This window comes from Roseomonas sp. 18066 (genome assembly GCF_902706185.1).
Classification (GTDB): Bacteria; Pseudomonadota; Alphaproteobacteria; order Acetobacterales; family Acetobacteraceae; genus Pseudoroseomonas.
Genome location: NZ_CACSJM010000028.1, coordinates 20332 through 47168 on the forward strand (window position 1 = coordinate 20332; position 26837 = coordinate 47168).

At 71.2% G+C, this 26837-nt stretch carries 23 protein-coding genes; 10 read left to right on the forward strand and 13 right to left on the reverse strand.

Annotated features, from left to right (window positions below; all coding sequences use genetic code 11):
- Positions 1–11: 11 nt before the first annotated feature.
- Both GVN67_RS08165 and GVN67_RS08170 read left to right on the forward strand, forming a co-directional pair.
- Positions 12–1118 carry a kelch repeat-containing protein gene (locus tag GVN67_RS08165; RefSeq protein ID WP_159994646.1) on the forward strand — a complete coding sequence of 369 codons (1107 nt, stop codon included), beginning with the start codon at positions 12–14 and terminating at the stop codon, positions 1116–1118.
- 106 nt (positions 1119–1224) lie between these two features.
- A complete protein-coding gene (locus GVN67_RS08170; RefSeq protein WP_159994648.1) occupies positions 1225–2211 on the forward strand; it encodes a tripartite tricarboxylate transporter substrate binding protein in 987 nt (328 codons plus the stop codon).
- Position 2212: 1 nt separating this feature from the next.
- Here GVN67_RS08170 and GVN67_RS08175 read toward each other — a convergent pair whose 3' ends face one another.
- Together GVN67_RS08175 and GVN67_RS08180 are read right to left on the reverse strand one after the other, a co-directional pair.
- Entirely contained in the window at positions 2213–3418 is a 1206-nt protein-coding gene (locus tag GVN67_RS08175; RefSeq protein WP_159994650.1) for a mandelate racemase/muconate lactonizing enzyme family protein, read from the reverse strand.
- Between the two features lie 12 nt (positions 3419–3430).
- The gene (locus GVN67_RS08180) at positions 3431–4405 is read right to left on the reverse strand and encodes a tripartite tricarboxylate transporter substrate binding protein (RefSeq protein WP_159994652.1); all 975 of its coding nucleotides are present in this window, start codon (positions 4403–4405) and stop codon (positions 3431–3433) included.
- Positions 4406–4553: 148 nt separating this feature from the next.
- Between GVN67_RS08180 and GVN67_RS08185 the strand changes: the two genes are divergently transcribed.
- Complete coding sequence (locus GVN67_RS08185) at positions 4554–5249, forward strand: FadR/GntR family transcriptional regulator (RefSeq protein WP_159994654.1); 696 nt, start codon at positions 4554–4556, stop codon at positions 5247–5249.
- 3 nt (positions 5250–5252) lie between these two features.
- The gene (locus GVN67_RS08190; protein ID WP_159994656.1) at positions 5253–5831 is read left to right on the forward strand and encodes a hypothetical protein; all 579 of its coding nucleotides are present in this window, start codon (positions 5253–5255) and stop codon (positions 5829–5831) included.
- Positions 5832–5888: 57 nt separating this feature from the next.
- On the opposite strand, the gene GVN67_RS08195 is transcribed toward GVN67_RS08190, so the two are convergent.
- Positions 5889–8654: a glycoside hydrolase family 26 protein gene (locus GVN67_RS08195; RefSeq protein WP_159994658.1), complete on the reverse strand. Its 2766-nt coding sequence runs from the start codon at positions 8652–8654 to the stop codon at positions 5889–5891.
- A 208-nt stretch (positions 8655–8862) separates the two neighbouring features.
- Positions 8863–9753, reverse strand: coding sequence for a LysR family transcriptional regulator (locus tag GVN67_RS08200; RefSeq protein ID WP_235035166.1), 891 nt, complete (start codon positions 9751–9753; stop codon positions 8863–8865).
- A 116-nt stretch (positions 9754–9869) separates the two neighbouring features.
- On the opposite strand from GVN67_RS08200, the gene GVN67_RS08205 reads away from it, so the two are divergent.
- The 6 genes from GVN67_RS08205 (at position 9870) to GVN67_RS08230 (ending at position 16344) form a co-directional block, all read left to right on the forward strand.
- The gene (locus GVN67_RS08205; protein ID WP_159994662.1) at positions 9870–10700 is read left to right on the forward strand and encodes an SDR family oxidoreductase; all 831 of its coding nucleotides are present in this window, start codon (positions 9870–9872) and stop codon (positions 10698–10700) included.
- Positions 10701–10797: 97 nt separating this feature from the next.
- A complete protein-coding gene (gene coxB, locus GVN67_RS08210; RefSeq protein WP_159994664.1) occupies positions 10798–11742 on the forward strand; it encodes a cytochrome c oxidase subunit II in 945 nt (314 codons plus the stop codon).
- On the forward strand, positions 11739–14252 hold the full coding sequence (gene ctaD / locus GVN67_RS08215; RefSeq protein WP_159994666.1) for a cytochrome c oxidase subunit I: 2514 nt from the start codon (positions 11739–11741) through the stop codon (positions 14250–14252). The genes coxB and ctaD overlap by 4 nt, the downstream gene beginning before the upstream one ends.
- Before the next feature lie 12 nt (positions 14253–14264).
- Positions 14265–14669 carry a hypothetical protein gene (locus GVN67_RS08220; protein ID WP_159994668.1) on the forward strand — a complete coding sequence of 135 codons (405 nt, stop codon included), beginning with the start codon at positions 14265–14267 and terminating at the stop codon, positions 14667–14669.
- Entirely contained in the window at positions 14669–15268 is a 600-nt protein-coding gene (locus GVN67_RS08225) for a cytochrome c oxidase assembly protein (RefSeq protein WP_235035168.1), read from the forward strand. The genes GVN67_RS08220 and GVN67_RS08225 overlap by 1 nt, the downstream gene beginning before the upstream one ends.
- Positions 15265–16344 (forward strand): c-type cytochrome, encoded by a 1080-nt coding sequence (locus tag GVN67_RS08230; protein WP_159994670.1) that lies wholly within the window; start codon positions 15265–15267, stop codon positions 16342–16344. Before GVN67_RS08225 ends, GVN67_RS08230 begins: the two co-directional genes overlap by 4 nt.
- A 43-nt stretch (positions 16345–16387) precedes the next feature.
- Here the strand turns inward: GVN67_RS08230 and GVN67_RS08235 are convergent, their stop codons facing one another.
- From GVN67_RS08235 to GVN67_RS08275, 9 genes are read right to left on the reverse strand one after another with little or no spacing between them, the layout of a single operon-like run.
- Entirely contained in the window at positions 16388–17479 is a 1092-nt protein-coding gene (locus tag GVN67_RS08235) for an LLM class flavin-dependent oxidoreductase (RefSeq protein WP_159994672.1), read from the reverse strand.
- 31 nt (positions 17480–17510) lie between these two features.
- Positions 17511–19085, reverse strand: a complete 1575-nt coding sequence (locus GVN67_RS08240; RefSeq protein WP_159994674.1) for an ABC transporter substrate-binding protein — start codon at positions 19083–19085, stop codon at positions 17511–17513.
- Positions 19086–19118: 33 nt separating this feature from the next.
- The gene (locus tag GVN67_RS08245; RefSeq protein WP_159994676.1) at positions 19119–19889 is read right to left on the reverse strand and encodes an SDR family oxidoreductase; all 771 of its coding nucleotides are present in this window, start codon (positions 19887–19889) and stop codon (positions 19119–19121) included.
- On the reverse strand, positions 19877–21403 hold the full coding sequence (locus tag GVN67_RS08250) for a class I adenylate-forming enzyme family protein (RefSeq protein WP_159994678.1): 1527 nt from the start codon (positions 21401–21403) through the stop codon (positions 19877–19879). The genes GVN67_RS08245 and GVN67_RS08250 overlap by 13 nt, the downstream gene beginning before the upstream one ends.
- Before the next feature lie 31 nt (positions 21404–21434).
- Positions 21435–22310, reverse strand: a complete 876-nt coding sequence (locus GVN67_RS08255; protein ID WP_159994680.1) for an ABC transporter permease — start codon at positions 22308–22310, stop codon at positions 21435–21437.
- Between the two features lie 3 nt (positions 22311–22313).
- Positions 22314–23282 carry an ABC transporter permease gene (locus tag GVN67_RS08260; protein WP_159994682.1) on the reverse strand — a complete coding sequence of 323 codons (969 nt, stop codon included), beginning with the start codon at positions 23280–23282 and terminating at the stop codon, positions 22314–22316.
- Positions 23282–24868: an ABC transporter substrate-binding protein gene (locus GVN67_RS08265; protein WP_159994684.1), complete on the reverse strand. Its 1587-nt coding sequence runs from the start codon at positions 24866–24868 to the stop codon at positions 23282–23284. The genes GVN67_RS08260 and GVN67_RS08265 overlap by 1 nt, the downstream gene beginning before the upstream one ends.
- A 15-nt stretch (positions 24869–24883) precedes the next feature.
- Positions 24884–25303: a PaaI family thioesterase gene (locus tag GVN67_RS08270; RefSeq protein WP_159994686.1), complete on the reverse strand. Its 420-nt coding sequence runs from the start codon at positions 25301–25303 to the stop codon at positions 24884–24886.
- The gene (locus tag GVN67_RS08275) at positions 25300–26313 is read right to left on the reverse strand and encodes a zinc-binding dehydrogenase (protein ID WP_159994688.1); all 1014 of its coding nucleotides are present in this window, start codon (positions 26311–26313) and stop codon (positions 25300–25302) included. Before GVN67_RS08275 ends, GVN67_RS08270 begins: the two co-directional genes overlap by 4 nt.
- Positions 26314–26837 lie beyond the last annotated feature (524 nt).

Genomic DNA, 26837 nt, shown 5'->3' on the forward strand with positions numbered 1-26837 from the left:
AACGGAAAGCCATGCGACGTCGGTTGATGCTCGGGGCGGCGGCGGCGACGCTGGCCGCGCCCTCGCGGCTGCGGGCCCAGCACCCGCATCACGGCATTCCCATCCCGCCCGAGCAGATGGCGCCCTTGCGCGGCGAGGGGCCGGTGACCCTGACCCCGGCGCAGCTGGCCCAGCGCGCGGTGGCCAGCGCCGCGCCGCCGGGTCCGGCCGGGCGCTGGGAAGCCCGCGCGCCGCTGCCCCTGCCGCGCAGCGAGATGGCCTGGGCCACCGCCTGGGCGGGCCGCATGCATATCCTCGGCGGCTATGCCGAGCAGCGGGTCGACCGCCCCTATCACCATGTCTACGACCCCGCCGCCGACCGCTGGAGCCTGCTCGCGCCGCTGCCACGCGGCGCCAACCACGTGGCCGTCGCCGCCGATGCCGGGAAGATCTTTGCGCTCGGCGGCTTCACCGACCAGAACCGCGCCGCGCATGACGGCGCCTTCCTGTACGATGTCGCCGCCGACCGCTGGACGGCGATCGCGCCTTTGCCGCGGGCGCGCGGGGCGGCGGCCATCGCGGTGCTGGGCGGCCAGGTGCATCTGATCGGCGGCGCCACCGACCCGGCCGGCGAGCGCGCCAGCATCGCCTGGCACGAGGTCTACGACCCGCAAGCCGACCGCTGGGCGCAGCGCCGCCCGCTGCCCGGGGCGCGCGACCATGCCGGGGTGGTCGCTTTCGGCGGCGGCATCCATGTGGTGGGCGGCCGCTTCAACACCTTCGAATACAACACCGCCCTGCACCACTTCTACGACCCGGCCCGCGACCTGTGGTTCGAGCGCGCGCCCCTGCCCACCACCCGCTCCGGCCATGGCCTCGTGCTGCTGCAGGGACGCTTCTGGGCCATGGGCGGCGAGACCGGCCGCTTCGAGCAGGGCGTGCTGACCGGCACCGTGCATGGCCAGATGGAAAGCTACGACCCGGCGACCGACAGCTGGCAGAGCCATGCGCCGATGCCCACCCCGCGCCATGGCCTGGGCGCCGTCGCGCTGGGGGATCGCATCCATGTCGCCGGCGGCGGGCCGGTGGTGGGGGGCGGCATCCAGACCTCGACGCATGAGGCTTTCGCACCGGGCTGAGGCCGGACCGTAACGAAACCGCGACGCCGCGTGCGGCTTGCGTCTATCCTCCCCGGGTGCCGGCCCAACGAGGCCGGCACGACTGGAAAAAACGGGAGGTTCGATCATGCTGAAGCCGCTGCTGCGGGCGTTGCTGGCCTGCATCCCCTTGCTGGCCGCCACGGGTGCCTGGGCCGCCTTTCCCGACCGGCCGATCACCCTGGTCACCGGCTATGCCCCCGGCGGCTCGACCGACATCGCCGCGCGGCTGCTGGCCGACCGCATGCAGGCGCATTTGCCCAATGCCCGCATCGTGGTGGAGAACCGCGCCGGCGCCGCGGGCGTGGTCGCCAGCGAATGGCTGCGCCGCCAGGCGGCCGATGGCTACACCATCATGCTGGTGGAAAGCGGCTCGCATGGCATCGCCCCCAGCGCGCTGATCGGTGGCACCCGCTATCGCCCGGTCGAGGACTATACCCATATCGCCGTCGTGGGCACGGGGCCGCTGGTGCTGATCACCAACAATGATTTCCCGGTGCGCACGGCGGCGCAGTTCACCGAGCTGATGCGCGGCGCGACGGCCGACAAATACGCCTATGCCTCCTCCGGCGCCGGCACGCCGAACCACTTGGCGACCGAGATGCTGGCCTCGATGCTGGACACGCGCTGGGTCCATGTCGCCTATCGCTCGGGCGGGCAGCAGGTGCAGGCGATCCACCAGGGACAGGGGCAGTTCGGGGTGGCGGTGCTGGCCTCGGCGGCTGCGCAGATCCGCGACGGGCTGGTGCGCGGCGTGGCGCTGACCGGGCCCGAGCGCTTCCCGACCTTCCCCAATATCCCGACGCTGGCCGAAAGCGGCGTGCCCGGCTTCGACCTGCAGACCTGGAACGTCATCCTGGGCCCGGCCGACATGCCGGCCGAGGTGGTCGCCGTGCTGAACCGCGCCATCCAGGAATCGCTGGCCGAGCCGACCCTGCGCGACCGCCTGGTCAATGCCGGCGTCGCCCCCTGGCAGCAATCCAACACCCCCGCCGATGCCCGCGCCTTCATGGCGCGGGAGGTGGAGAAGTTCCGCGCGGTGGTGGCGCGGACGGGGGTGCAGCTGCAGCCCTGAGCTACCCGGCGCGGCTCTCCCTGACCTTCAGGTCGGGCCGCGCCCGCAGCGCCGGCGACAGCGCGGTGCCCAGCCCCGGCGCGGTCGGCGCCTGCACCATGCCCTGGCGGATCACCGGCAGGTCGGTGACCAGGTCGCGATACCAGGTGGCGAGCGTCGCGCGCACCACCTCCTGGAAGATGGCGGTCGGCGCATGCAGCGCCAGGTGCAGCCCGGCCATCAGCGTCACCGGCCCGGTGCAGTCATGCGGCGCCAGCGGCTTGGCATGGCTTTCGGCCAGGGCTGCGATCTTGCGGCCCTCGGTCAGCCCGCCGCACCAGGCGAGGTCGAGCATCACCACGTCGATCGCATCCGCCGCCAGCAATTGCCGGAAGGGCACGGTGCCGGCCAGCGTCTCGCTGCCGCAGATCGGTGTCGCGGTCTTGCGGCGAAGGGCGGCCAGCGCGCCGGCATCGTCCATCTTGTTCAGCGGGTCTTCCGCCCAGAAGACGCCGTAGTCTTCCAGGCCCCGGCAGATCCGCTCGGCCGCCTGGGCGCCCCAGAGGCTGTGCAGCTCGCACATGATCTCGATGCGATCGCCGACGGCGGCACGGATCTTCTTGAACGGCTCCAGGCCGATCTTGAGCTGCTCCAGCGTGATCAGATGGCCGCCGGAGGCCGTCGCATGCACGTCGAAAGGCCAGATCTTCATTGCCGCATAGCCTTCGGAGAGAAGGCTTTCGGCCAGCGCGCCGGCATCGCGCATGAAGGCCACCTGGTCGTCATAGGGGCCGATCGCCGCATCGCCGGCGCCGATGTCGCGCCGCGCCACGCCGCTGGTGTTGTAGGCATAGCCGGCGCAGGTGTTGTAGGCGCGGATCTCTGTCCGGCACGCGCCGCCCAGCGCCTCATGCACCGGGATGCCGTGGCGCTGGCCGGCCAGATCCCACAGCGCCAGGTCGACGGCGCTCGCCGCGCGGATTTCTGCGCCGGCGCTGTGGAAGCCAAGATAGGGCGTCATCAGATGCCGCGACACCGCCTCGATCCGCCGCGCGTCGCGGCCGAGCAGCCAGGGCGCGACCTGCTCGTGGATGACCGCCTCCACCGCCTCGGCACCCCGAAAACTTTCGCCGAGGCCGGTGAGGCCTTCGTCGGTCTCGAGCTCCAGCCAGATCAGGTTGGGCCGCTCGGCGATGCGCAGCGTGCGCAGGCCCGTGATCTTCGACATCTTTTTTTCCGTTCACTCGCCGCTGATGTTGTTGGCGCGGATCACTTCGCCCCAGCGGGCGGATTCGCTGCGGATGTGGTCCGCCATGCGTTCGGGGCTGCCGCCCAGCGGCACCACCGCGGCCTCCTCCAGCCGGCGGCGGATCACCGGGTCCTCGAGCGCCTTGTTGAAGGCGGCGTTCAGCCGGGCGATGGTCGCCGGCGGCGTGCCGGCCGGCGCCATGAAGCCGAACCAGCTGTCGATGACGATCCCGGGGATGCCGGCCTCGGCGAAGGTCGGCACATCGGGCAGCTCGGGGATGCGCTGCTCCGAGACGGCGGCCACCGCCCGCACCGCGCCGGAGCGGATATGCGGCAGGATCGAGGGCAGGTTGTCGAAGAAGACATCGATCCGCCCGCCGATCAGGTCGGTGATGGCCGGGCCGCTGCCGCGATAGGGCACATGCACCCATTTCAGCCCCAGCCGCCCGCGCAGCAGCTCCGGCGTCAGGTGGTTCGAGGCGCCGACGCCCGAGGAGCCGAAGCTCAGCCCGTCCGGCTTCTTGGCCAGTTCCATCACCCCCGCCAGGTCGCGCGCCGGCAGGCCGGGGCGCACCGCCATGACGTTGCGCACCGCGCCGGTCAGGATCACCGGGGCAAAACTGCGGTCGAGGTCGTAGCCCGGGTTGCGGTACAGCGCCGGATTGGCGGCGCAGGTGCCGATCGTGCATTGCACCAGCGTGGTGCCGTCGGGCTGGGCGCGGGCGACCTCGGCGGTGCCGATATTGCCGGCGGCGCCCGTCTTGTTCTCCACCACGGCGCCCGCCGGCAGATGCGGCCCGGCGCCCTGGGCCAGCAGCCGCGCGACGATGTCGCTGGTGCCGCCGGGGGCGAAGGGCACGACGATGCGCACCGGCCGCTCCGGCATCTGCGCCAGAGCAGGGGCCGCAACCAGGCTGAGCGCGGCGGCCAGGATGGCGGCGACAGGGCCGCGGCGGGGCTCGGGCATGACGTTCTCCTCGGGTCCCCGTTGCGCGGGGTTGCGGCGCAGCTTCGGCCGGCGCGGGAATTTGTCAAACAGATTCGCATAGCCGTGCCAATTGGCGACAGGTTTTTACATCTTGCGGGACAGGGCCGGGCGGCGGCATAACCCGACCATGCCGCCCGAAAGCGCCCCTTCGCTGAGCGACACCGTCTATGACCGGCTGGCCACCTGGCTGCGCGCCGATGCCCTGCCGGAGGGCGCGCGGCTGCCCGGCGAGAACGCCCTGGCCGAGCGTTTCTCGGTGTCTCGCCCGGTGCTGCGCCAGGCCCTGGCCCGGCTGCGCGCCGAGGGAAGGCTGGAATCGCGCAAAGGCTCCGGCACCTATATTCGCGCGCTGGCGCCGCCCGAATTGCCGCCGATCCATTTCGGGCCGCTGGGCAATATCCCCGATGTCCGCGCCTTCCTGGAATTCCGCTGCGGGCTGGAAAGCGCCATGGCGGCCGAGGCGGCCCGCCGCGCCGAGCCCGGGGCGCTGGCCCGCCTGGCCGAGGCGCGCGCGGGGCTGGAGGCCGAGACCCGCGCCGGCCGCCCCTCGATCGAGGCCGATGTCGCCTTCCACCAGGCGGTCGCCGAGGCCAGCGGCAACCGCTTCTACCAGGCGGTGATGCAGGCGCTGGTGGAGCAGACCCGCTTCGGCATCCGCCTGACGCGGGAGCTCGCCCCGATGCCCGATGCCGATCGGTTCGCGACGATGCGCCGCGAGCATGGCCGCATCGCCGATGCCATCCTGCGCGGCGCCGCCGAGGCCGCCCGCGCCGCGATGGAGCAGCATCTGCAGAACGGCATCCGCCGGCTGTTCGGAGGATAGGCTTTGCTCGGCATTCCCGACGCGATTCTCGCCGATCTGCGCGCCCGCTATGCCAGGCCCGGCCGTGCCTACCACGCCTGGCCGCATATCGAGGGGATGCTGGCACGGGCGGCGATGCTGTCCCCCGCCGAGCCGCTGTCCTTCACCCTGGCGATCCTGTTCCACGACGCCGTCTACGATCCCCGCGCGCGGGACAATGAACGGCAGAGCGCGGCGCTGATGCGGCATGTCCTGGCCGGGTATGTCGACGCGGCGCTGCTGGATCGTGCGGACGCGCTGATCCTGGCCACCGAGACGCATCGCCTGCCGCCGGGCGATGCCGCGCTGGTCGCCGATGCCGCGCTGTTCCTCGACCTGGACCTGGCGATCCTGGCCGGCGATCCGGCGGCTTTTTCCACCTATGACGCCGCCATCCGCCGCGAATACGCGCATGTGCCGGAGGCCGACTACCGTGCCGGCCGCCGCGCGGTGCTGCAGAAATTCCTCGACCGGGAGCGGATCTTCTTCAGCGACGCGCTCGGGCCCGAGGCCGAGGCGGTCGCACGGAAAAACCTGCGGGCGGCGATCGACGCGCTGGGCTGAGACGATCGCGGCCCCCGGGGGCCTGCCGTGCAGCGCGCCGGCGGCTGCGGGCGATGGCTACCCCCAGGTGTCGTCCGATTGCGCCGAGCGACCCTCGAAGATGCCCGCCGTCAGGAAGTGCTGCAGCGGATTGATGCCGGCGGCTGCCACATCGCTGTTGGCCGCCAGATAGGCCGAGGTATCGAAGGCGGTGGAAGGGTCGCGCCCCTCGCGCCAGCCATTGGCCATGTAGTGGGCCAGGGGATCGATGCCGGCGGAGCGGACATCGGCATAGGTGGCCAGATAGCCGCTGGTGTCGAAATAGGCATTGGGGTCGCGGCCTTCCCGCCAGCCGGCCGTGTGGAAATGCGCCACGGGGTCCACGCCGGCCAGGCCGACATCGGCTTGCGACAGGCGATAATACTGGATGTCCAGCCCGTCGCGGATGTCATCGCCGATGGCGGCATGGGTGCGGCGGCCCTCGGCGGCCCCGGCCGTCAGATAGTGCTGCAGGGGATCGAGCCGGGCGGCCGCGACATCCGGGTTGTAGATCTTGTAGAGGCGGAGGTCGAAGCCGGCTGAAGGGTCGCGCCCCTCGGCCGCGCCATTCGCGCGGTAATGGTCCAGCGGGTTCACCCCGGCGGCCCTGACATCGGCATTGGCCGACAGATAGCCCAGCGTCGAGAAGTAGGCGTTGGGGTCCTTGCCCTCATGCCAGCCATAGCTGCGGAAATGCGAGGCCGGGTCGACGCCCGCGACGAAGATGTCGCGATAGGTCGCCGCATAATGGATGCTGTCGATCAGGGGATCGCCGTCGCGGTCCTGCAGCGTGCCATTGGCGAAGACCAGGCGCAGGCCCTGGCCCTCCAGGGTGGTGTCCAGCCCGGCGCCGGTGAGCGTGACGCGGGAGCCGGCGCTGTCCACCCTGACGCCGTTCAGGCTCTGCGTGAAGACATGCAGCCCGGGCTGCTCGACCCAGTCGGCGGCGGATTCGCCGAAGGCGACGCTGCGCGAGCCCGGGACGACGCCCCATTCGCCGGGCGAGGCAGCCACCCGGAAATCCATGCCATCGGCCCGGTGATAGGCGAGGTCGTTGAACCAGACGACGCCCTTCACCTGGTCGAAGCCATCCAGCACATCGAAGGCGTCGCGGATCCATTGCGCCGCGCTGTTGCCGTCATAATCGGGGGAGGTGCCGATCTCGCTGACCAGCACGGGCTTGTCCGGCGCCAGGGCGGAGACCTGCTGCAGGAAGGTGGTGTAGATGGCCGCCGCATCGGTCCAGCCGGTGCCGTTCTGCGGGTCGTTGCCCCAGTTGTAGCCGGAGACCCCGACGAAATCGACATAGGCGTCGCCGGGGTAGTAGTTGACCATGTCGCGCGACGGCTCGGGCGTGCTCGGCGTGCCCTTGTAGTTCGGCGACCAGACGAAGCGCGCATTCGTCACGCCCTGCGCGTTGAAGACATCGACGACATGGCGCCATGCCGCGACATAGGCGGCCGGATCATTGCCGTTCTGCGCGCCGGACCAGGGGTAGTAGTCGCCGTTGAACTCGTGGTTCAGGCGCAGCAGCACGGTGCTGCCATAGGACGAGATCTGGTTGGCCCAGCCGCGGATGTAGTTGTCCTGGGAGCCGTTGGCGATCTGCTCCAGGGAGAGGTTGAGGCTCTCCCAGGTGATCATCGGCACCGCGCCCTCGTTGCGGGTCTGCAGCGCCAGGTTCGGATAGCCGGTGAAGCCCTGGGCGTTCCAGCTGACATAGTACATGACGATGTCGAGGTTGGTCCCGGTCTGCGCCTCGAAGCTGCGGATCACGGTGGAATAGTCGTTCTGCGGGTTCAGATGCGCCCCGACCTGCTGGCCGGTGGCCAGCAGGCTGACGTCGCGCAAGCCGTCCTGCCCCCTGTCGAGCCCGACCTTGGCACCATTGGCCAGGGTGGCGACCACGCGCAGGTCATGGGTGCCGGTCCCCAGCAGGAAATCGGGAATCGCCGCGCTCCACCCCTTCTGGAAGCCGTAGCCGCCGACGGCCGCGGCGACATCGGCGCGGTCAGCGAAGCTGGTCGAGCTGACAGCCAGGCGATCGTCGAGGAAGACCTCGACCCGCACCGGGGCCGAATCCGCCACCACCCAGCCGGAGACGGTCATGCTGCCGCCGCGCTCGGTCGCCACCATGGGGGAGGGTGTCTCGATGACGCCCTCGGCATGCAGGCCGCGCTGGACGAAGACATCCTTCTCGGAAATCTCCTGGCGCGAGCCATCCGCCTGGACCCCCACCAGGGTCAGCCGGTGATAGCCCTGAGCCTGGCCGGCCAGCGAGACATCGGCCGTGAAGCCCGCGCGGGTCTCGCCATATTCCGGGAAGGCCGCGGCAACGTCGGGGCGCGCGGCGGTGCGCCAGCTGGCATTGGCCAGGTAGTGCCCGTCCAGCAGCACCTCGAGGCTCCTGAAGCCGTCCTCGGCCAGGGCCCAGCCCGCCAGCGTGGCCGCGCCCGCACCGAGCACATCGGGGATCTCGAAATTGCCGATCTGCTCGATCCGGTCGACGACGAGCTGCCGCTGGGCAGCGCCGACCAGGGCGCCCGAGGCGTCGAAGGCCCGGGCCTCGAGCAGAACCGGCCCCTCGGCCAGCCGGTCGGAATTGAAATCGAAGGTGAAGCCGGAATTCGGCACGTCGCTCCGCGGCGTCGGATAGGTGGCGGTGCCGATCAGCTGGCCATTGGCATAGATCTGCACGGAGCCGGTGCTGTTGAAGGTCTGGGCGAAGCCGACAATGCTGACGACGCCGTCGACCACCTGCCCGTCGAAGGTGTTGCTGTCGAAGTTGATGAGCGGCGCTGCCATGGGGATCTCGTGCCAAGGGTGGAGACTGGGAGATTAAATCGAGAGATCCTTAAAATACGATCACGTTTCTTGCCGGCCGCGGAGGCGGGGCCTCTCGTGCCGGCAATTTTATTCGCATCCGCCGGGGCGCGGACCGGGGCGGGCTCCTGCTGTGTTTCAGCTAGAGCGTGATGGCTTGAGGTGGAATCGCCGAGCGGCCTCAATCACCCTAGCCATCGCCGCGACGCAGCGTGTCGATGAAGGCGCGCAGCGGCGCCGGCACATGCCGGTGGCCGGGATAGTAGAGAAACAGCCCCGGGATCACCGGGCACCACGCCGCCAGCACCGCCTGCAGCGCGCCGCTGTCCAGATGCGGCCGCGCCAGGCTTTCCGGCAGATAGGCGATGCCCAGGCCGGCCAGCGCCGCCTCCAGCATCAGCCCCGGATGGTTCAGGATCAGCCCGCTGTCGATGGTGACGATGCGTTCCTGGGCATGGCGCTCGAATTCCCAGCGATAGAGCTTGCCGCTGGGCATCCGGTGGCCGATGCAGTCATGGCCGGCCAGGGCATCCGGCGTCTCCGGCCGCCCCCGCGCCGCCAGGTAGGCCGGGCTGGCCATCGTCAGGAAGCGTTCCTCGGGGCCGAGGCGGATGGCGATCATGTCCTGGGGCAGGGATTCGCCCAGGCGGATGCCGGCATCGAAGCCCTCGGCGACGATATCGACCAGCCGGCCCTCCACCACCAGGTCCAGCACCACGCCGGGGAACTCGGCGCGGAAGCGCGGCACCACGCGGCGCAGCAGCAGCCGGGCGCCGGCCTCGGGGGCGTTCAGGCGCAGCACCCCCTGCGGCGCGCCGTCCAGGCCGGTGACCTCCTCAACAGCCGCGTCCAGCCCCTGCAGCAGCGGGCCCAGGCGCGCCAGCAGCCTCTCCCCGGCCTCGGTCAGGCCGACGCTGCGGGTGGTGCGGTGGAACAGCCGCAGGCCGAGCTGGCGCTCCAGCCCGGCAATGGCATGGCTGAGCGAGGAGGGCGCCAGGCCCAGCGCGTCGGCGGCACGGCGGAAGCTGCGCTGCTCCGCCACCATGGCGAAGGCGGTCAGGTCGGCCAGCCTGGGCTTCACGCGCGCCTCCGAGCCGCATTCATGGGTGAAACCGGATAGTGCATGCCGGTTCCGTCGCATAGTGCCGCAGGGTGAACGCTGCCAGATCTGCGCCCTGCCTGAAGGGGAACAAGACCATGCAGCACTGGTTCATCACCGGCGCCTCCGCCGGCTTCGGCTTCGCACTGACCGAGCAATTGCTGGCCCGCGGCGACCGCGTCACCGCGACCCTGCGCCGGGCGGGCGCGCTGGACGGGCTGGCCGCGCGCCATCCGGGCCGGCTGGCCATCGTCACGCTGGACGTCACCGACACGGCGGCCGTGCAGCGGGTGATGGCGGAGGCCTTCGCCGCCGGCCGCGTCGACGTGGTGGTCAGCAACGCCGCCTATGGCCTGTTCGGCCCGGCCGAGCTGCTGCCCGAGGAGAAGATCCGCCAGCAGATCGAGACCAACCTGCTGGGCTCGATCGCGGTGATCCGCGCCGCGCTGCCAGGGCTGCGCGCCCAGGGCGGCGGGCGGATCCTGCAGCTGTCCTCGGAGGGCGGACAGATCGCCTATCCCGGCTTCGCGCTGTACCACGCGACCAAATGGGGCATCGAGGGCTTCGTCGAGGCCGTGGCGCAGGAAGTCGCGCCCTTCGGCATCGAGATGATGCTGGTCGAGCCCGGCCCCACCCGCACCAGCTTCGGCGCCGGGCTGGACATGGTGGACAGCGCCGGCCCCTATGCCGAGACCACCGTCGGCCAGCCGGCCCGCGCCTTCGCCGAGCAGAAATTCCCGATCCGCGGCGACGTGACCCGCTCGGTCGCGGCCATCCTGACGGCGATGACACCGGGCACAAGACTACCGAAGCGGCTGGTGCTGGGCAGCCAGGCGCATGCCGGCATCGGCGCCGCCCTGCGCGCCCGGCTGGCGGAGCTGGAGACGCAATCCGCCATCGCCGCCGGGGCCGACGCGCCGGACGTATGAATTTCCCGCAACCTTTCGGCCCGGCGCGCATTGTCGCGCGGCGGGCAGCGGGGATGGGTGGGTGCGGGACGGGTGGCATGGACGTGCTCACGGCGCGATGATTCTGCCATTGCTGCTGCTGGCGGGCTGCAGCGGCGTGCAATCGGCGCTGGACCCGGCGGGGCAGGAGGCGCGGGTGGTCGCCCGGCTGTTCTGGGTCATGCTGCTGGCCGGCACGGCGATCTGGCTGGCGATGATGGCGCTGGCCTTCCACGCCGCCCGCCGCCGCGCGCAGCCCTGGTCGGAACGCGGCGCTGTGCGGCTGATCCTCTGGGGCGGCGCGGTGGTGCCGACGCTGATCCTGGCGGCGCTGCTGGTCTTCGGCCTGGGGCTGATGCCGACGCTGCGCGCCCCCGGCCAGGGCCTGCGCATCGAGGTGCAGGGCGAGCAGTTCTGGTGGCGCGTGCGCTATGCCCTGCCCGATGGCCGCAGCCTGACCACCGCCAACGAGATCCGCCTGCCGCGCGGCCAGCGCAGCGAATTCCTGCTGACGGCGCAGGATGTCATCCATTCCTTCTGGATCCCGGTGCTGGGCGGCAAGATGGACATGATCCCCGGCGCCACCAACCGCCTGGTGCTGGAGCCGGAGAAGACCGGGCTGTTCCGCGGCGTCTGCGCCGAATTCTGCGGCTCCTCCCACGCCTTGATGGCCTTCAGCGTCGAGGTGATGGAGCCCGAGGCCTTCGAGGCCTGGCTGGCCGCCGAGATGGCGCCGGCCGCGACGCCGCGCGGCGAGGGCGCGGCGCTGTTCCTGGCGCGCGGCTGCGGCGCCTGCCACACGGTGCGCGGCACCGCGGCGGCCGGGCGCATCGGGCCGGATCTCACGCATCTGGCCGGGCGGCACAGCCTGGGCGCCGGCATCCTGCCGAACGACGCGGCCACCATCGACCGCTTCATCCGCGAGGTCGACCGCATCAAGCCCAGCGCCCGCATGCCCGGCTTCGCCATGCTGCCGCCGGCCGAGACCGCCGCCATCGCCGGCTGGCTGGGGAGCCTGCGATGAGCGAGGCGCTGCGCGCGCAGCAGGAAGCGCGGCTGAAGCGCGTCTGGGCCTCGCCGCCCGGCTGGCGCTACTGGTCGGCGGTGAACAACACCGAGGTCGGCCGCTGGTACACGGCCACCGCCTTCGCCTTCTTCCTGTTTGCCGGCGTCCTGGCCCTGCTGGTGCGGGCGCAGCTGGCGGTCCCCGAGAACGACCTGGTCTCGGCCGGCCGCTACAACCAGCTCTTCACTCTGCACGGCACGGCGATGATGTTCCTGTTCGCCGTGCCGATCTTCGAGGCCGTCGCGATCCTGCTGCTGCCGACCATGCTGGCGGCGCGCGACCTGCCGTTTCCGCGGCTCTCGGCCTTCGGCTACTGGTGCTTCCTGATCGGCGGAGTCTTCGTCTGCGGCTCGATCTTCTTCAACGCGGCGCCGGATGGCGGCTGGTTCATGTATCCGCCGCTGACCACCAACCCGAAGCTGACCGGGATCGGCGCCGATATCTGGCTGCTCGGCCTGTCCTTCATCGAGGTCGCCTCGATCGCCGCCGCCGTCGAGCTGATCGTCGGCGTGCTGAAATGCCGGCCGCCGGGCATGCGCATCAACACCATGCCGCTCTATTGCTGGTATGTGCTGATCGTCGGCGGCATGATTCTCTTCGCGTTTCCACCGCTGATCGCTGGCGATATTCTCTTTGAGCTGCAGCGGCTGGCGGACTGGCCCTTCTTCGACCCGGCGCGCGGCGGCGACCCGCTGCTGTGGCAGCACCTGTTCTGGATCTTCGGCCATCCGGAGGTCTATATCGTCTTCCTGCCCTCCATCGCCCTGCTTGCGATGATGGTGCCGAGCTTCGCCCGCCGCCCGATCATCGGCTATTCCTGGATCGTGCTGGCCGCCATCGGCACCGGCTTCCTGAGCTTCGGGCTCTGGGTGCACCACATGTTCACCACCGGCCTGCCGGCCATCTCGGTGGGATTCTTCTCGGCGGCGTCGGAGGCGGTGGCCATCCCGACCGGCGTGCAGATCTTCGTCTTCCTGGCGACGATGCTGGCGGGGCGGGTGGTGATGTCGGTGCCGATGCTCTTCGCCGCCGGGTCGCTGGCCATCTTCGTCTGCGGCGGGCTGACCGGGGTGATGGTCGCCATCGCGCCCTTCGACTGGCAGGCGCATGACAGCTATTTCGTCGTGGCCCACCTGCACTACACCCTGGGCGGCGGCATGCTGTTCCCGCTCTTCGCCGGCGCCTATTACTACGTGCCGCTGGTGCTGGGGCGGCCGCTGTCGGACCGCTGGGGCAAGCGCGCCTTCTGGATGATGTTCGCCGGATTCAACATCGCCTTCCTGCCGATGCACTTTACGGGGCTGCGCGGCATGCCGCGGCGCATCTTCACCTATCCGGCCGAGATCGGCTGGGACTGGCTGAACTTGGTCTCCACCCTCGGCGCCTTCCTCTTCGCCGCCGGCGTGCTGGTCTTCACCATCGACCTGTTCCTCGGCGTGCGGCGCCGCGCCCCGACGCCGCGCAACCCGTGGCAATCCGGCACGCTGGAATGGCTGGGGCCGCTGCCGGCACCGGATTACGGCGTCCGCAGCGTGCCGGCGGTCTCCTCGCGCTACCCGCTCTGGGACCAGCCGGAACTGCCGCGCGAGGTGGAGGAAGGCCGCTGGTACCTGGCCGATGCGCAGGAGGGGAAGCGCGAGACGCTGGTCACCTCGGTGCTCGATGCCGAGCCGGAGCAATGCCTGCGCGTCCCCGGCAACAGCTTCCTGCCCATGCTCTGCGCCGTGCTGATCGGCGCCAGCTTCATCGGCACCGCCTTCCACTACTACTGGAGCTCGCTGGCGATCGGCATCGCCGGCATCTTCGCCATCATGGCCTGGCTGTGGCGCGGCACCGCGGTGATCCCGGAAGACAGCGACAAGGAGGTCGGCCGCGGGCTGCGCCTGCCGCTCTATGTCTCGGGGCCGCGCTCGGTCGGCTGGTGGGCGATGTTCATCACCATGTTCGGCGACATGACCGCCTTCGCCAGCCTGGTCTTCGGTTTTTTCTACTTCTGGACCATCCATGAGGTGTTTCCGCCACGGCTCGCGGATGGCAGCCCGATGGGCCCGGGGCTGCTCTGGCCGGCGGTGGCCGCCGTGACCCTGGCGGCGTCCTGGGGCGCCATGCTCCGAGCCCGGTCGCGCAATGCGGCGGGCAGCCCTGGCGGGCTGCGGCTCGGCCTGCTGGCGGGCATGGCGCTGGGGCTGGCCAGCGGCGCGGCCATGCTCTGGGCGCCCTGGCAGGCCGGGCTGGACCCGGTCAGCCATGCCTATCCGGCGACCGTCTGGGTGCTGCTGGGCTGGGCCGCGCTACATCTGCTGCTCGGCTTCGTCATGCAGTCCTACTGCCTGGCGCGCAGCCTGGCCGGCAAGCTGACGCAGCGCCACGACATCGATATCCACAATGTCGTGCTCTACGGGCATTTCGCGGCGATCACCGGCGCGGTGACGCTGGCGGTCACCGCGCTGTTCCCGCTGCTGAGCTGAGGGGATCGGCCGATGGTGCTCCGCCTGCGCGACCGGGCCGATCTCTGGACCCTGCTGATGCCGCCCACGGTCTGGGCGTCGCATTTCCTCTACTGCTATGTCGTGGCCGCCGTGCAATGCGCCAAGGCCGGCATCAGCCTGACCGCGCCGCAAGGCGGCCAGACCTTCGCGCCGCTCGGGTCGGTGCCGCTGCTGGTCGGCCTCGGCACGCTGGCGGCGCTGGCGCTGATCCTGGTCGGCGCGCGCCAGGCCTGGCGGCATCTGGGCCAGGGCTTGCACGACCTGCCGCATGACGCCGCGACCGCCGAGGACCGGCAGCGCTTCCTCGGCTATGCCACGCTGCTGCTCTCGGCCCTGAGCTTCGTCAGCGTCATCTTCATCGCATTGCCCGCCTTCCTGATCCGGGATTGCCGCTGATGCGCGGCCTGGCGCTGCCCGCCGGCATCGGGGTGCTGGCCCTGGCCTGGGGCGGGCCGCTTTATGCCGCGCTCGGCCCCAGCTTCACCGGCGGCATGGTGCGGCACATGGCGGTGGTCGCCGTGGCCGGGCCGCTGATCGCCATCGGCCTGTCCGGCGGGCGTTTCGACGTCACCACCCGCTGGCCCCGCCTGGCCGGCCCGATCGCCGCCTCGGTCTTCGAATTCCTGGCGGTCTGGGGCTGGCATCTGCCGGGGCCGCACAATGCGGCCTCGACGTCGCTCGGCTTTCGCGGGCTCGAGCAGGGAACCTTCCTGGCGGCGGGGCTGCTGCTCTGGATGGCGAGCATCGGCCCGGGCGCGCGTGGGGCAGGGGGCATCGTCGCGCTGCTGCTGACCTCGATGCACATGACGCTGCTCGGCGCGCTGCTGACGCTGGCGCCGCGGCCGCTTTACGACCACGAGGCCTGCCTCGGCCTGACCGTGCTGGAAGACCAGAGCCTGGGCGGCGTCGTCATGCTGCTGGTCGGCGGCGCGGCCTATCTGGCCGGCGGGCTGGTCCTGGCCGCGCGGCTGCTGCGCGAGGAGCGCCCGGCATGACGATCCGCCTCACCTGGCGCCGGCTGCTGGCGGGGGCGATCGGGCTCGGCCTCGGCGGGTTGCTCTTCGTCTTCTCCGGCCTGTTCAATGTCGCTGCCACCGGCGGGCACTGGGCGGTCACCGACTGGCTGCTGCATGGCGCCATGCGCAGCTCGGTCCGCACTTATTCGCTGCTGGTCGAGGCGCCGCCGCCGCTCGACGACCGCGCCCTGCAGGCCCGCGGCGCCGGGCATTACGCCGAGGGCTGCGCGCCCTGCCACGGCGCGCCCGGCCAGCCGCAGAACCCGGCCATGCAGCGCAGCACCCCGCCGCCGCCCGACTTCTCCGCAGGCCTGGACGAGTGGGAACCGAAGGAACTGTTCCGCATCGTGCAGCATGGCGTGCGCTACACCGGCATGCCGGGCTGGATCGCGCCCGACCGGCATGACGAGATCTGGGCGATGGTCGCGCTGCTGGAGGCGCTGCCGGCGCTGTCGCCGCAGGCATACCGCGCGCTGGCCGATGGCGAGATGGCGGGCCGGCCGCAAGGCGGGCAGGGGGTGGAGGCGGCGCTGGCCGATTGCGCCCGCTGCCACAACCGCGATGGGCTGGGCCGCGATGGCGCCGCCTTTCCACGCCTGGCCGGCCTGCCCGAGGATTATCTGCTGTCCTCGCTGCGCGCCTTCGCCAGCGGCGATCGGCCCAGCGCGCTGATGCAGCTGCCGGTGGGCGGGCTGGACGACGCCATGCTGCAGGCCCTGGCGCGCCATTACGCCGCCCAGCCGGCCGCGCCGCAGCCCGCCGGCGCCGATGTGCCACCCGCCATGCTGGAGGTAGGCGCGCGCATCGCCCGCGACGGCCTGCCCGCCGCCCAGCTGCCTGCCTGCCTGTCCTGCCACGGCGGCGCGGCGCGGGCGCGCAACCCGGCCTGGCCGCGGCTGGACGGCCAGCACGCCGCCTATCTGGAAGGCCAGCTGGCGCTGTTCCGCGACGGCCAGCGGCGGGAGCCGGTGATGCGCGCCATCGGCGACCGCCTGACCGCCGGCCAGGCGCGGGCCGTCGCCGCCTGGTTCGCCACCCAGGCGGAGACGCCGTAGCGGACGGATGCCCAGTTACCGCATAAGGGAAATTATGTTAAATTCAGGCGGCCGCGACGCTGACCCGCCCGGCATCCTCCGCCGCCGCGATCTCGCGCAGCAAGGGCAGCAGCTCCTGGCCGTATTGCACGGTATCCGGCACCGGGTCCCAGCCGCGCAGGATGTAGTGCGACACGCCGATCTGGCGATAGCGCAGCATGGCGCGCGCCACCTGCTCGGCGGTGCCGACCAGCGCGGTGGAATTGCCGCGCCCGCCCAGCACGCCGGCCATGGCGGTCCAGAGCCGCTCGTCCAGCACCTCGCCGCGCTGCGACAGCCCGACCAGGCGCTGCGAATTCACCGCCTGCCCGGCCTGCAGCCCGGCCGTGCCCAGCCTCCGCTGCTTGGCCAGGGCGCGTTCGCGGATGGCATGCGCCTTCTCCCAGGCCTGCTTCTCGGTGGCCGCGATGATCGGCCGGTTCGACCAGGAGAAAGCGATCTCCTTGCCCGGCGGCACGCCGTCGCGCACCCGCTGCAGCACGGCCGCCGTATCGGCCAGCGGCTCGCCGAACAGCGCATAGACATGGGCGTGCCGGCCGGCGACATCGATCGCCGCCGGCGAAGCGCCGCCGAAGAAGATCGGGATGCCGCCCGGCTGCAGCGGCCGGATATCCGACCAGGCCTGCTGCGCGCGATAGAACTCGCCGTCATGGTCGAAGGGCGCCGTGGCATCCCAGGTCCGGCGCAGCACCGACAAGAATTCGTCGGTGCGGCGATAGCGGGCGGCGTGGTCGGCGAAGTCGCCATCCTTGCGCTGGTCGGCATCCTCGCCGCCGGAGATGACATGCAGCGCCAGCCGCCCGCCGGTCAGGTGGTCCAGCGTCGCCAGCTTGCGCGCCGCCAGCGTCGGCGCCACGAAGCCCGGCCGGTGCGCGATCAGGAAGTTGATCTTCCTGGCCACCGCTGCCGCCTGGGCCAGCACCAGGAAGCCGTCGGCGGCATTGGTCCAATAGCCGGCGAGGACACGGTCGAAGCCGCCCGCCTCATGCGCCAGGGTGAGCTCGGCGATGTGGTTGGGCTGGAAGGGCGCGCCGGTCTGGACCTCGAGATCGGAGGTCGGCCGGGCCCAGATCATGCCGGTGATGTGCAGGCTCATGCAACGGATCCTTGCGATGGCGACGCCGGCCTCAGCCGCGCCGCAGGTTCCAGAACAGCGGGAAGCCAGGGACGCGATCCTGCAGCTCGGCGCGCAGCGCGGTGCGCGGGCGGCCGGTGCCGGTGGGCACGTAGATCACCTCTTCCAGCGCCAGGCGCTGGATCTCGGCGGCGATGCCGCGGCGGCCGGCCTCGTCGGGCGCGGCGAACCAGCGCTCGCGCAACGCCTCCAGCGCCGGCACGGTCGGCCAGCCGAGATAGCCGTCGAGACCGTTGCCGCGCAGCAGCGGATGCGTCGCCGGATCGGCGAAGTCATAGGCGGTGAAGCCGCTGATGAAGGCGGACCAGCCGCCCTTCTCCAGCGGCTCGCGCGAGGTGCGCCGCTGCAGCAGCGTGCCCCAGTCGGATTGCGCGAAATCGACCTCGAAGCCGGCGCGCTGCAGCAGGTCGGCGGCGACCGGCGCCACGGCGGCGATGGCCGGAATGTCGGTGGCGCCCAGCACCCGCGCCGGGGCCGAGGCCCTGCCCGCCTCGCGCAGCAGGGCCTTGGCGCGGTCCAGCTGGCCGCCCTTGACCCAGTCCAGCCCGGCATCGCTGGCCATCGGCGTGCCCGGCGTGAAGACGCCTGTGCCCGCCTGCCAGAAAGCCGGATCGGTGCCGTAGTTGGAGATGAGGAAGTCTTCCTGCCGCGCGGCGAGCAGCACCGCTTGGCGCACCCGCTTGTCGTCGAAGGGCGCCTGCAGATGGTTCAGCCGCAGGAAGCCGTTGCTGCCGGCCGGGTCCAGCACCTCGACCCGGATGCCGCGGCTGCGCGCCAGGAACAGCGACAGGTCGGCATCCGGCTGCTCGAACCAGTCGACCTCGCCGGCCTGCAGCGCCGCGGCGGCGGTGCCGCTATCGGCGATGATGCGCCATTCGATGCGGTCGAAGACGGCGCGCTTGCTGCCGGCGAGGAAGTCGGCGCTTGTGTCGGGCCGCGGCACATAGCCGTCATGCCGGGCATAGACCGCGCGATCGCCCGAGACATACTCCTCCGGCATGAAGCGATAGGGGCCGGAGCCGGTGGTCTCGGTGATCTGGCGGAAGGCGTCGGTCTGCGCCACGCGCTCCGGCATGATGAAGGGCGGCTGCCCGGCCAGGGCCAGCGCCGCCGGCAGCAGCGGGAAAGGCTGCTTCAGGCGGAACTGGAGGCGGCGGTCGTCCAGCGCCGACAGCTCCTCCGTCAGGCTCAGCAGCTTCTGCCCATAGGCGACGCGCTGCGCCCAGCGGCGGATGCTGGCGACGGCGTCGCGGGCGCGCACCGGCGCGCCGTCATGGAAGCGCAGATTGTCGCGCAGCGTGATGATCCAGCGTCGGCCGTCATCTTCCACGACATGGCCGGCGGCCATCTGCGGATGCACGGCGAATTTCCGGTCGATGGCGTAGAGCGTGTCATAGACCAGGTAGCCATGGTTGCGGGCGATATGCGCCGTGGTCCAGATCGGGTCGAAGGAGCTCAGATTGGCCTGGGGCACGAAGCGCAGCACGCGGGCGCGGCTGTCCTGGGCGAGCGCCGGGCGGGCCAGCAGGCCGGCGGCGGAGGCGGCCAGGAAATGGCGTCGGTTCATCTTGTTGGTCCGTGTGACAGGCTGGAAGGAGGGCTAGAGACGCTGGCCGCCGCTGGCCTCGATACACTGGCCGGTGACCCAGCCGCCCTCGGCCGAGGCCAGGAAGGCGACGACGCCGGCGATGTCCTGCGGCGTGCCGACGCGGCCGAGGGCGATGCCGCGCGCGGTCACCGCGCTCTGCTCCGGGTCGCGCGCGGCGGGGTTCATGTCGGTCGCCGTGGCGCCCGGCAGCACCGCGTTGACGGTGATGCCGCGCGGCCCAAGCTGCTGCGCCAGCAGCCGCGTCAGCGCCTCCAGCCCGGCCTTGGCGGGGGCATAGGCGGCCATGGTGGGGAAGGCCGCGCGCGTGCCCATCGAGGAGATGTTGATGATCCGCCCGCCCTGGCGCAGCCGCGTCAGCGCGCCCTGGATCAGGAAGAAGGGCGCGCGCAGATTGACCTGCAGCAGCCGGTCGAATTCTTCCTCGGTGACCTGGCCGATGCGACGGCCGCCGCTGCCGATGCCGGCATTGTTGACCAGGATGTCCAGCGCCTCGTCGCCGAAATGCGCGGTCAGCCGGGGCGCCAGCTTGTCGTGGAACCCGCGCAATATGGCGGGCTCGGCGAGGTCGGCGCGGAAGGCGAAGGCCTCGCCGCCCTCCGCCGCGATCTGCGCCACCACCGCGGCCGCCTCCGCCTCGGCGCGGGCGTAATGCACCACGACGCGGGCGCCGCCGGCGGCCAGGCGCAGCGCGATGGCGCGGCCGATGCCGCGGCTGGCGCCGGTGACCAGCGCGACGCGGCCCTGCAGCGTCAGCGCGCCCATTCGCCGCGCTCCTCGCGCTGCCGCGCCTCGGCGATCAGCGCGGCGCGATCGACCTTGTTGGTGCCGGCCCAGGGCAGGTCGGGCAGGAAGGCGATGCGGCGCGGATGCTGATAGGCCGGGCCGCGTGCCAGCGCATGCTGCTTCAGCGCCTCCACCGTCGGCGTGGCGCCGGCGCGCACCACCAGGAAGGCGACGGGCACCTGGCCGCGCTCCTCGTCGGGCAGCGGCACGACGCTGGCCTGCTGCACCGCCGGATGCGCCTCCAGCAGCTTCTCCACCTCGACCGGATAGATGTTCTCGCCGGAGCAGACGAACATGTCGTCGGCGCGGCCGACGAAGTAGTAGAAGCCGTCGGCGTCGCGGCGCATGACGTCGCCGCTGTCGTACCAGCCGTCCTGCAGGGCGCGGGCGCTGCGCTCGGGCAGGTTGTGGTAGCCCTGCATGACGGCGGGGTTGCGCATCCACAGCACGCCCTCCTCCGGGGTCGCGCCGCCGACCAGCTTCACCGCGCCGCCGGCGACCGGATAGCCCAGCGCCAGGGCCGGCGCGTCGCGCCCGTCGGGATGCGGGCCGAAGACGGCGGGGCCGGCCTCGGTGGTGCCATAGCCGTGGCCGATGCGCGCGCGGGGGAAGGCGGCGCGGATGCGCTCGATCAGCCCCAGCGTCACCGGCGCCGAGCCCAGGCCGATGCGCTTCAGCGCAGAGAAATCCAGCGCGTCGAGCAGCGCCGTCTCCTTCACCACGCGGGCGAACATGGTGGGCACGGCGGTGACGGTGGTGACCTGCCAGTCGGCCAGCGCCTCGGCATAGGCGCGCGGCTCGAAGCCCGGCTGCACCACCAGGCTGGCGCCCAGCGCGAAGACCGTCTTCGTCATAAACAGCCCGTTCATGTGGAACAGCGGCTGCGCCAGCAGGAAGCGCTGCGCCTCGCCGTCGGGCTGCAGCCGCGTCGACAGCGCCCAGAGCTGCCCGGCATGGCTCAGCGGCACGCCCTTCGGCCGCCCGGTGGAGCCGGAGGTGTAGAGCATCTGCCCGGGTTCGTCCGGCGTCGCGGCGACGGTCTCAAACGCCGTCGGCCGGATCAGCCTGGCCCAGTCATCGTCGAAGCCGATGACGGGAAGATCCTCCGGCAGCAGCGCGCGGCGCGGCGCATCGGCGAAGGCCAGAGCCACGCCGGCATCGCGCAGCACATAGTCGATGGTCTCGCGCGGCAGCTTGATATTGACCGGCACGGCGACCAGCCCGGCCCGCATGATGCCGAAATAGGCGATGATGTATTCGGCGCGGTTCACCGCGAGGATGGCGACGCGCTGGCCGCGCGCCAGGCCGCGCTCCAGCAGATGGCGCGCGACGCCGCCGGCCAGGGCCTCGACCTCGCCATGGCTGTAGCGGCGCGGGGCGCCGGGCGCGCCAAGATCGACCAGCGCCAGCCGGCCGCGATCCAGCGCCGGATCGACCAGGTCGCCGAGGTTGCGCCAGCGCGCGACAAGAACGGGGTCCAGCAGCTGGGTCATGACGGAAAAAAATCCTTGGGGGCGCGCATCGTCAGCGGCGCCCGAGCTTCGGGTTCAGCGCGTCGTTCAGCCCGTCGCCCACCAGGTTCAGCGCCAGCACCATCAGCATGATGGCGATGCCCGGCAGGGCGCTGATGTACCAGGCGGTGCGGATCAGGGTGCGGCCCTCGCCCACCAGCCGGCCCCAGGAGGCGACGTTGGGGTCGCCGAGGCCGAGGAAGGAGACCGAGGATTCGTAGAGGATGGCGGCGGCGACGGTGAGCGAGGACAGCACCACCACCGGCGGCAGCGCATTGGGCAGGATCTCGCGCAGCAGGATCCGCCACGGCGCCAGGCCCAGCACGCGGCAGGCCTCGACGAATTCGCGGTCGCGCAGGGTCAGCACCTCGGCCCGCGTCAGCCGCGCGATCTGCGTCCAGGAGACCAGGCCGACGGCCAGGGTGATGTTCGCCATGGTGCCGCCGAGGATGGCGACGATCGACAGCACGAAGACCAGGCCTGGCACGACCTGGAACAGCTCGGTCACGCGCATCAGCGCCTCGTCGATCCAGCGGCCGTACCAGGCGGCGGCGGCGCCGATGCTGACGCCGATCAGCGTCGCGGTGACCGAGGCGAAGAGGCCGATCAGCAGCGAGGCGCGCGCGCCATGCGCCAGCATCGCCGCGATGTCGCGCCCCATGGAATCGGTGCCGAGCGGATAGCGCGCATCGAGGAAGGGCCAGATCTCCGGCCGGCCGACGATGCGCAGCGGGTTGCGCGGGAAGATCCAGGGCGCGGCCAGGGCGATGGCCGCGATCAGCAGCAGCACCACGGCGCCGACGAGCGCCGTGCGGTGCCGGATGAAGCGGCGCAGCAGCCCGGGCCGCGCGACCGGCGGCAGGGTGGCGAGAACGAGGCTTGCCGACATGGCTCAGCGCCCCCGGATGCGCGGGTCGAGCCGCCGATAGGCGAGGTCGACGCCGATATTGGCGAGGATGACGACCAGCGCGCTGAACAGCAGCACGCCGAGCACGACGGGGAAGTTGCGGCTGGAGACGCTGTCGAGCAGCAGGGCGCCGATGCCGGGCCAGCTGAACACCGTCTCCACCACCACGCTGCCGCCGAGCACGGTGCCGAGCTGCAGGCCGAACAGCGTCACGATCGGCAGGGCGGCGTTGCGCAGCACATGGCGCAGCACCACCTGGCGCGGCGCCAGCCCCTTGGCATGGGCGGTGCGCACGAAGTCCTGGCCCAGCACCTCGAGCATCGCGGCCCGCGTCACCCGGGCATAGACCGCCGAATAGAACAGGCCGAGCGCGACGGAGGGCAGCAGCAGGTGGCGCAGCAGGTCGAGCGTGCGGGCGAAGGCGCCGCCTTCCAGCCCTAGCGTGCCCATGCCGCCGACCGGCAGCCAGCCCAGCTTCACCGAGAAGAGCACGGTCAGCATGATGCCGACCCAGAAGCTGGGCGCCGCGAAGAAGAACACCGCAGCCACCGACAGGACATTGTCCCACAGGGTGTTGACGCGGACGGCGGCGACGATGCCTGCCGTGACGCCGACCAGCGCCGCGATGGCCAGGCTGCTCAGCATCAGCAGCAGCGTCGCCGGCAGATGCGCCAGGATGACGTCCAGCACCGGCATGTTCTGCCGGTAGGAGAAGCCGAGATCGAGCCGCGCCACGCTGCCCAGGTAATGCAGCAGCTGCATCCAGGGCGGCTGGTCCATGCCATAGGTGACGCGCAGCCGCTCGATCAGCGCCGGGTCGGACACCTGCTGCTCCGCCGTCATCACGTCGAGGAAGGTGCCCGGCGCCAGCTGGATCAGCGTGAAGTTCAACACCACGACGCCGAGCAGCAGCGGCAGGCCCTGCGCCAGGCGGCGCAGCAGCAGGGGAAGCATCAGCCCTCCACCCAGAGATCGGCCCAGCTCTCGCCGATCTGGTTGCCGTAGCGGGAATGGTTGCGCAGGCCCTTGCGCGCCACGGTGAAGGAATCGAATTCCACCAGCGGCGTGTGCGGCAGCTCGGTGGTGGCCAGGCGGGCGAAATCGCGGGCCAGGCCCTTGCGCGCCGCCTCGCTGGTCTCGCCGGCGAATTGCTGCACGATGGCGTCCATCGCCGGATCGGAGAAGCCGGTGGCATTGCGGAAGGCGGCGCCCTTCACGATGCCGTCGCTGGTGAAATACTGGGTGATCACCGGCACCGGCTCGATCGGCGCGGTGTAGTTGGAAATGGCGATGTCGTAGTCGTAGTCGCTGTAGATCCGCTTCAGCGAGGTGGCGCGGTCGGGCACCGCCAGGGTTACCTCGATGTCGAGATCCTCCAGCGCCTGCTTGACGTATTGGCCGATCTTGACGTTCTCCTCGAACCATCCCGCCGAGACGAGGCTGAGGGAGAAACGTCCGCCGCGGCGGCGCGGCAGCCCGGCCTGGTCGAGCAGCGCCGCCGCCTTCTTCGGATCGAAGTCGTAGCGCGGCACGTCGCCCGAGAAGAACAGCGCGTTGCTGCTGTGGATCGGCGACACGCCGGGCCTGGCGCGGCCGTAATAGACGGTGTCGGCGATGAACTGCCGGTCGATGCCATGCAGCAGCGCCTGGCGCACCTCGCGCCGCTTGACGTGGTCGCGGCGCTGGTTGAACTCGATGGTCGAGCACCAGCTGGCGGTCTGGTAGCCATCGCTGCTGGCCTCGAAGCGGCCGGTGCGGGTCAGGCGGTCGATCTCCGGCGGCGGCACCGGGTTGGACAGGCCGAGATCCAGCGCGCCGGCCTCGAAGGCGGCGGCGCGGGACGCCGGGTCGCGCCACCAGCGGATGAACAGCCGGTCGAGATAGGGCTTGCCGGCATCCCAGTACTTGTCGTTGCGGGCGTATTCGACATGGCTGCCGCGCACCCATTCCTTCACCACCCAGGGGCCGGTGCCGACCGGCTTGTTGTTCACCGGGTTGGTGATGATGTCGCGCCCCTCATAGAGGTGCTTCGGGATCACCTGGGCGAACTGGCTGGCGAGCGTCGAGCGCAGGAAGAATTCCGGCACCGGGCTGGAGAAACGCAGCACCACCGCATGCGGCCCGTCGGCCTCGGCGCTGGCCAGCGCCTTCAGCGCGACGCCCAGCGCGATCGGCTTCCACAGCTGCGTCACCGTGAAGACGACATCCTCGGCGGTGAAGGGGCGGCCGTCATGCCAGGTGACGCCCTGCCGCAGCAGGATGCGATATTGCAGGAAGTCTTCGGCGGGCTGGATCTCGGTGGCCAGCACCGGCTCGAAGCGCAGATCGGCGGTGAAGGCCAGCAGCCGCTCCAGCACCTTGGTCGAGGTCATGAAGGGGCTGGAGCCGCCGCCGCCCGGGACGAACAGCGCCTGCGGCTCCAGCCCGCCCCAGGTGGCGGTGACCTGGCCGCCGCGGCGCGGCGCCGTCTGCGCCTGGACCGGGAGCGCCAGCAGCGCGGTGGAAGCCGCCAGCAGGCCGCGTCGCGAGATGCTTGTCATGGACGGGAGATTCCTTCAGCCGGCGGGGGCGGTGACATAGGTGGCGCGGCCGATGGCCAGCAGCCGGCCCTGCTCGTCGAAGACATCGACATCGGCGATGCCGAAGCTGCGGCCGTTGCGCCGCACCCGCGCGGTCGCGACCAGGTCGGTGCGGATCGCCGGGCGCAGATAGTCGACGCGGAAATTCACCGTCGGGATGCCGCCGCCCAGCAGCATGCCGAGCGCGAAGTCGCCGACGGTGTCGATGACGGCCGCGATCGGGCCGCCATGCCACTGGCCGCTGCCGGCGGCGCGCTCGAACTCGGGGCGGAAAGGCGCGCGCATGGTGATCTCGCCCTTCTCGGCATCGGCGCTGACCACGCGCAACCCGGAGAAGGCGATGAAGGGCGAGGCGTCCAGCTTCGCCTGGACCTCGTCGGCGCTGAGGATGCTCATGGCGTCACCACCACCTTGCCGATGACGCGGCGTTCCTCGATCTGGCGCAGCGCCTCGGCGCCGTCTTCCAGGCTGTAGCGGCGGTCGATCACCGCCTCCAGCCGGCCGCTGCCGACGAGCTCCAGCAGGCGATGGATGTCGGGCGTGTCCCAGCCATTGCTGCCGCGGATCTGCAGCTCGAAGGTCCAGATGTAGCGAAGATCCTCGGCGGGATCGAAGCCGGCGGTCGCGCCGCAGGTCAGCAGCCGGCCGCCATGGCGCAGCGCACGCAGCGAGCGCACCCAGGTGTCGCCGCCGGTGTAGTTGACCACGACATCGACGCCGCCGCCCTCCGCGCCACGACGGCGCGCCGGCTTGCCGTAGCGCGCCTGGATCTCCTTCAGGAAATCGACCTCGGTGTAGAGGATGACATCGTCGGCGCCGAGCGCGCGCAGCCGCGCGGCCTTCTCCGGGCTGCCGGCGCAGGCGATGACCTCGGCGCCGGCGAGCTTGGCCAGTTGCACGCAGCAGACGCCGACGCCGCCGCTGGCGCCCAGGATCAGCACGCGCTCGCCGGCCTTCACCTGGCCGATATCCTGCATCATGCGCAGCGCGGTGCCATAGGCGACCGGCAGGGCGGCGGCCTGCTCGAAGCTGACAGTGTCGGGCAGGCGGATCAGCTGATGCGCCTTGACGCGGCAGAGCTCGGCCAGGCCGCCATGCTCGGTCTCGCCCATCAGCCCGCCATCGACGCGGTTGATCGGGTCGACCAGCACGCGGTCGCCGATCGACCAGCCCTCGACGCCCTCGCCCAGCACGGCGACCTCGCCGGCGATGTCGAGGCCGATGATCACCGGGAAGTTCAGCCGGATGCCGGGCATGCCGCGGCGGGTGAAGACGTCATGGTAGTTCAGCGAGGCGGCGCGGACGCGCAGCACCACCTCGCCCGGGCCGGCGACGGGGTCGGGGAAATCGCTCTCCAGGCGCAGCTTCTCCAGCCCGCCATGCTCGCGCAGGACGAGGGCCTTCATGCGGCGCGGCCTTGCGCCGGCAGGCTGTGGTTTTGGACGATGGGTGGCAGGCGATCGGGCATGGGCAGGCGGCCTCGGGTGTCGTTCGAAGGAGCGAGGGCGCGTTGCGCGACTCCGATCCGTGCAAACTATAATCCACTATCCTAAAATGATATAGCCGATCGCGGCCGTTCCGCCAGCGGACTTGTTGCCCCGCGCCCAGCGCGGTTGCTTTCCTTGCAGTTCAGGAAAGCATCTTGCGGCACCGATAAAGCTCCGGGGCGCAGGGCGTGGTAGCCGCCCTGCCCGGCCATCTCCATGATCCCCGGCCGCCGCAGCGCTGACGCCGCCGGAATATATCCTACCAGAAATCGTTCTTTATTGACTCCCGCGCCGGATGCGTTGAAATAGGTTTCACGATGCCCGTCGCATCCAGGACGTCCCGCCCGGGCTTTCTCCCGGGCCGCGACGCGCCGCCCAGGAAAGGCCCTGCGCATGACCCGGACGCGCTGTCGTCCCTGACGCCCCGCCGCGGCCCGCCCGCG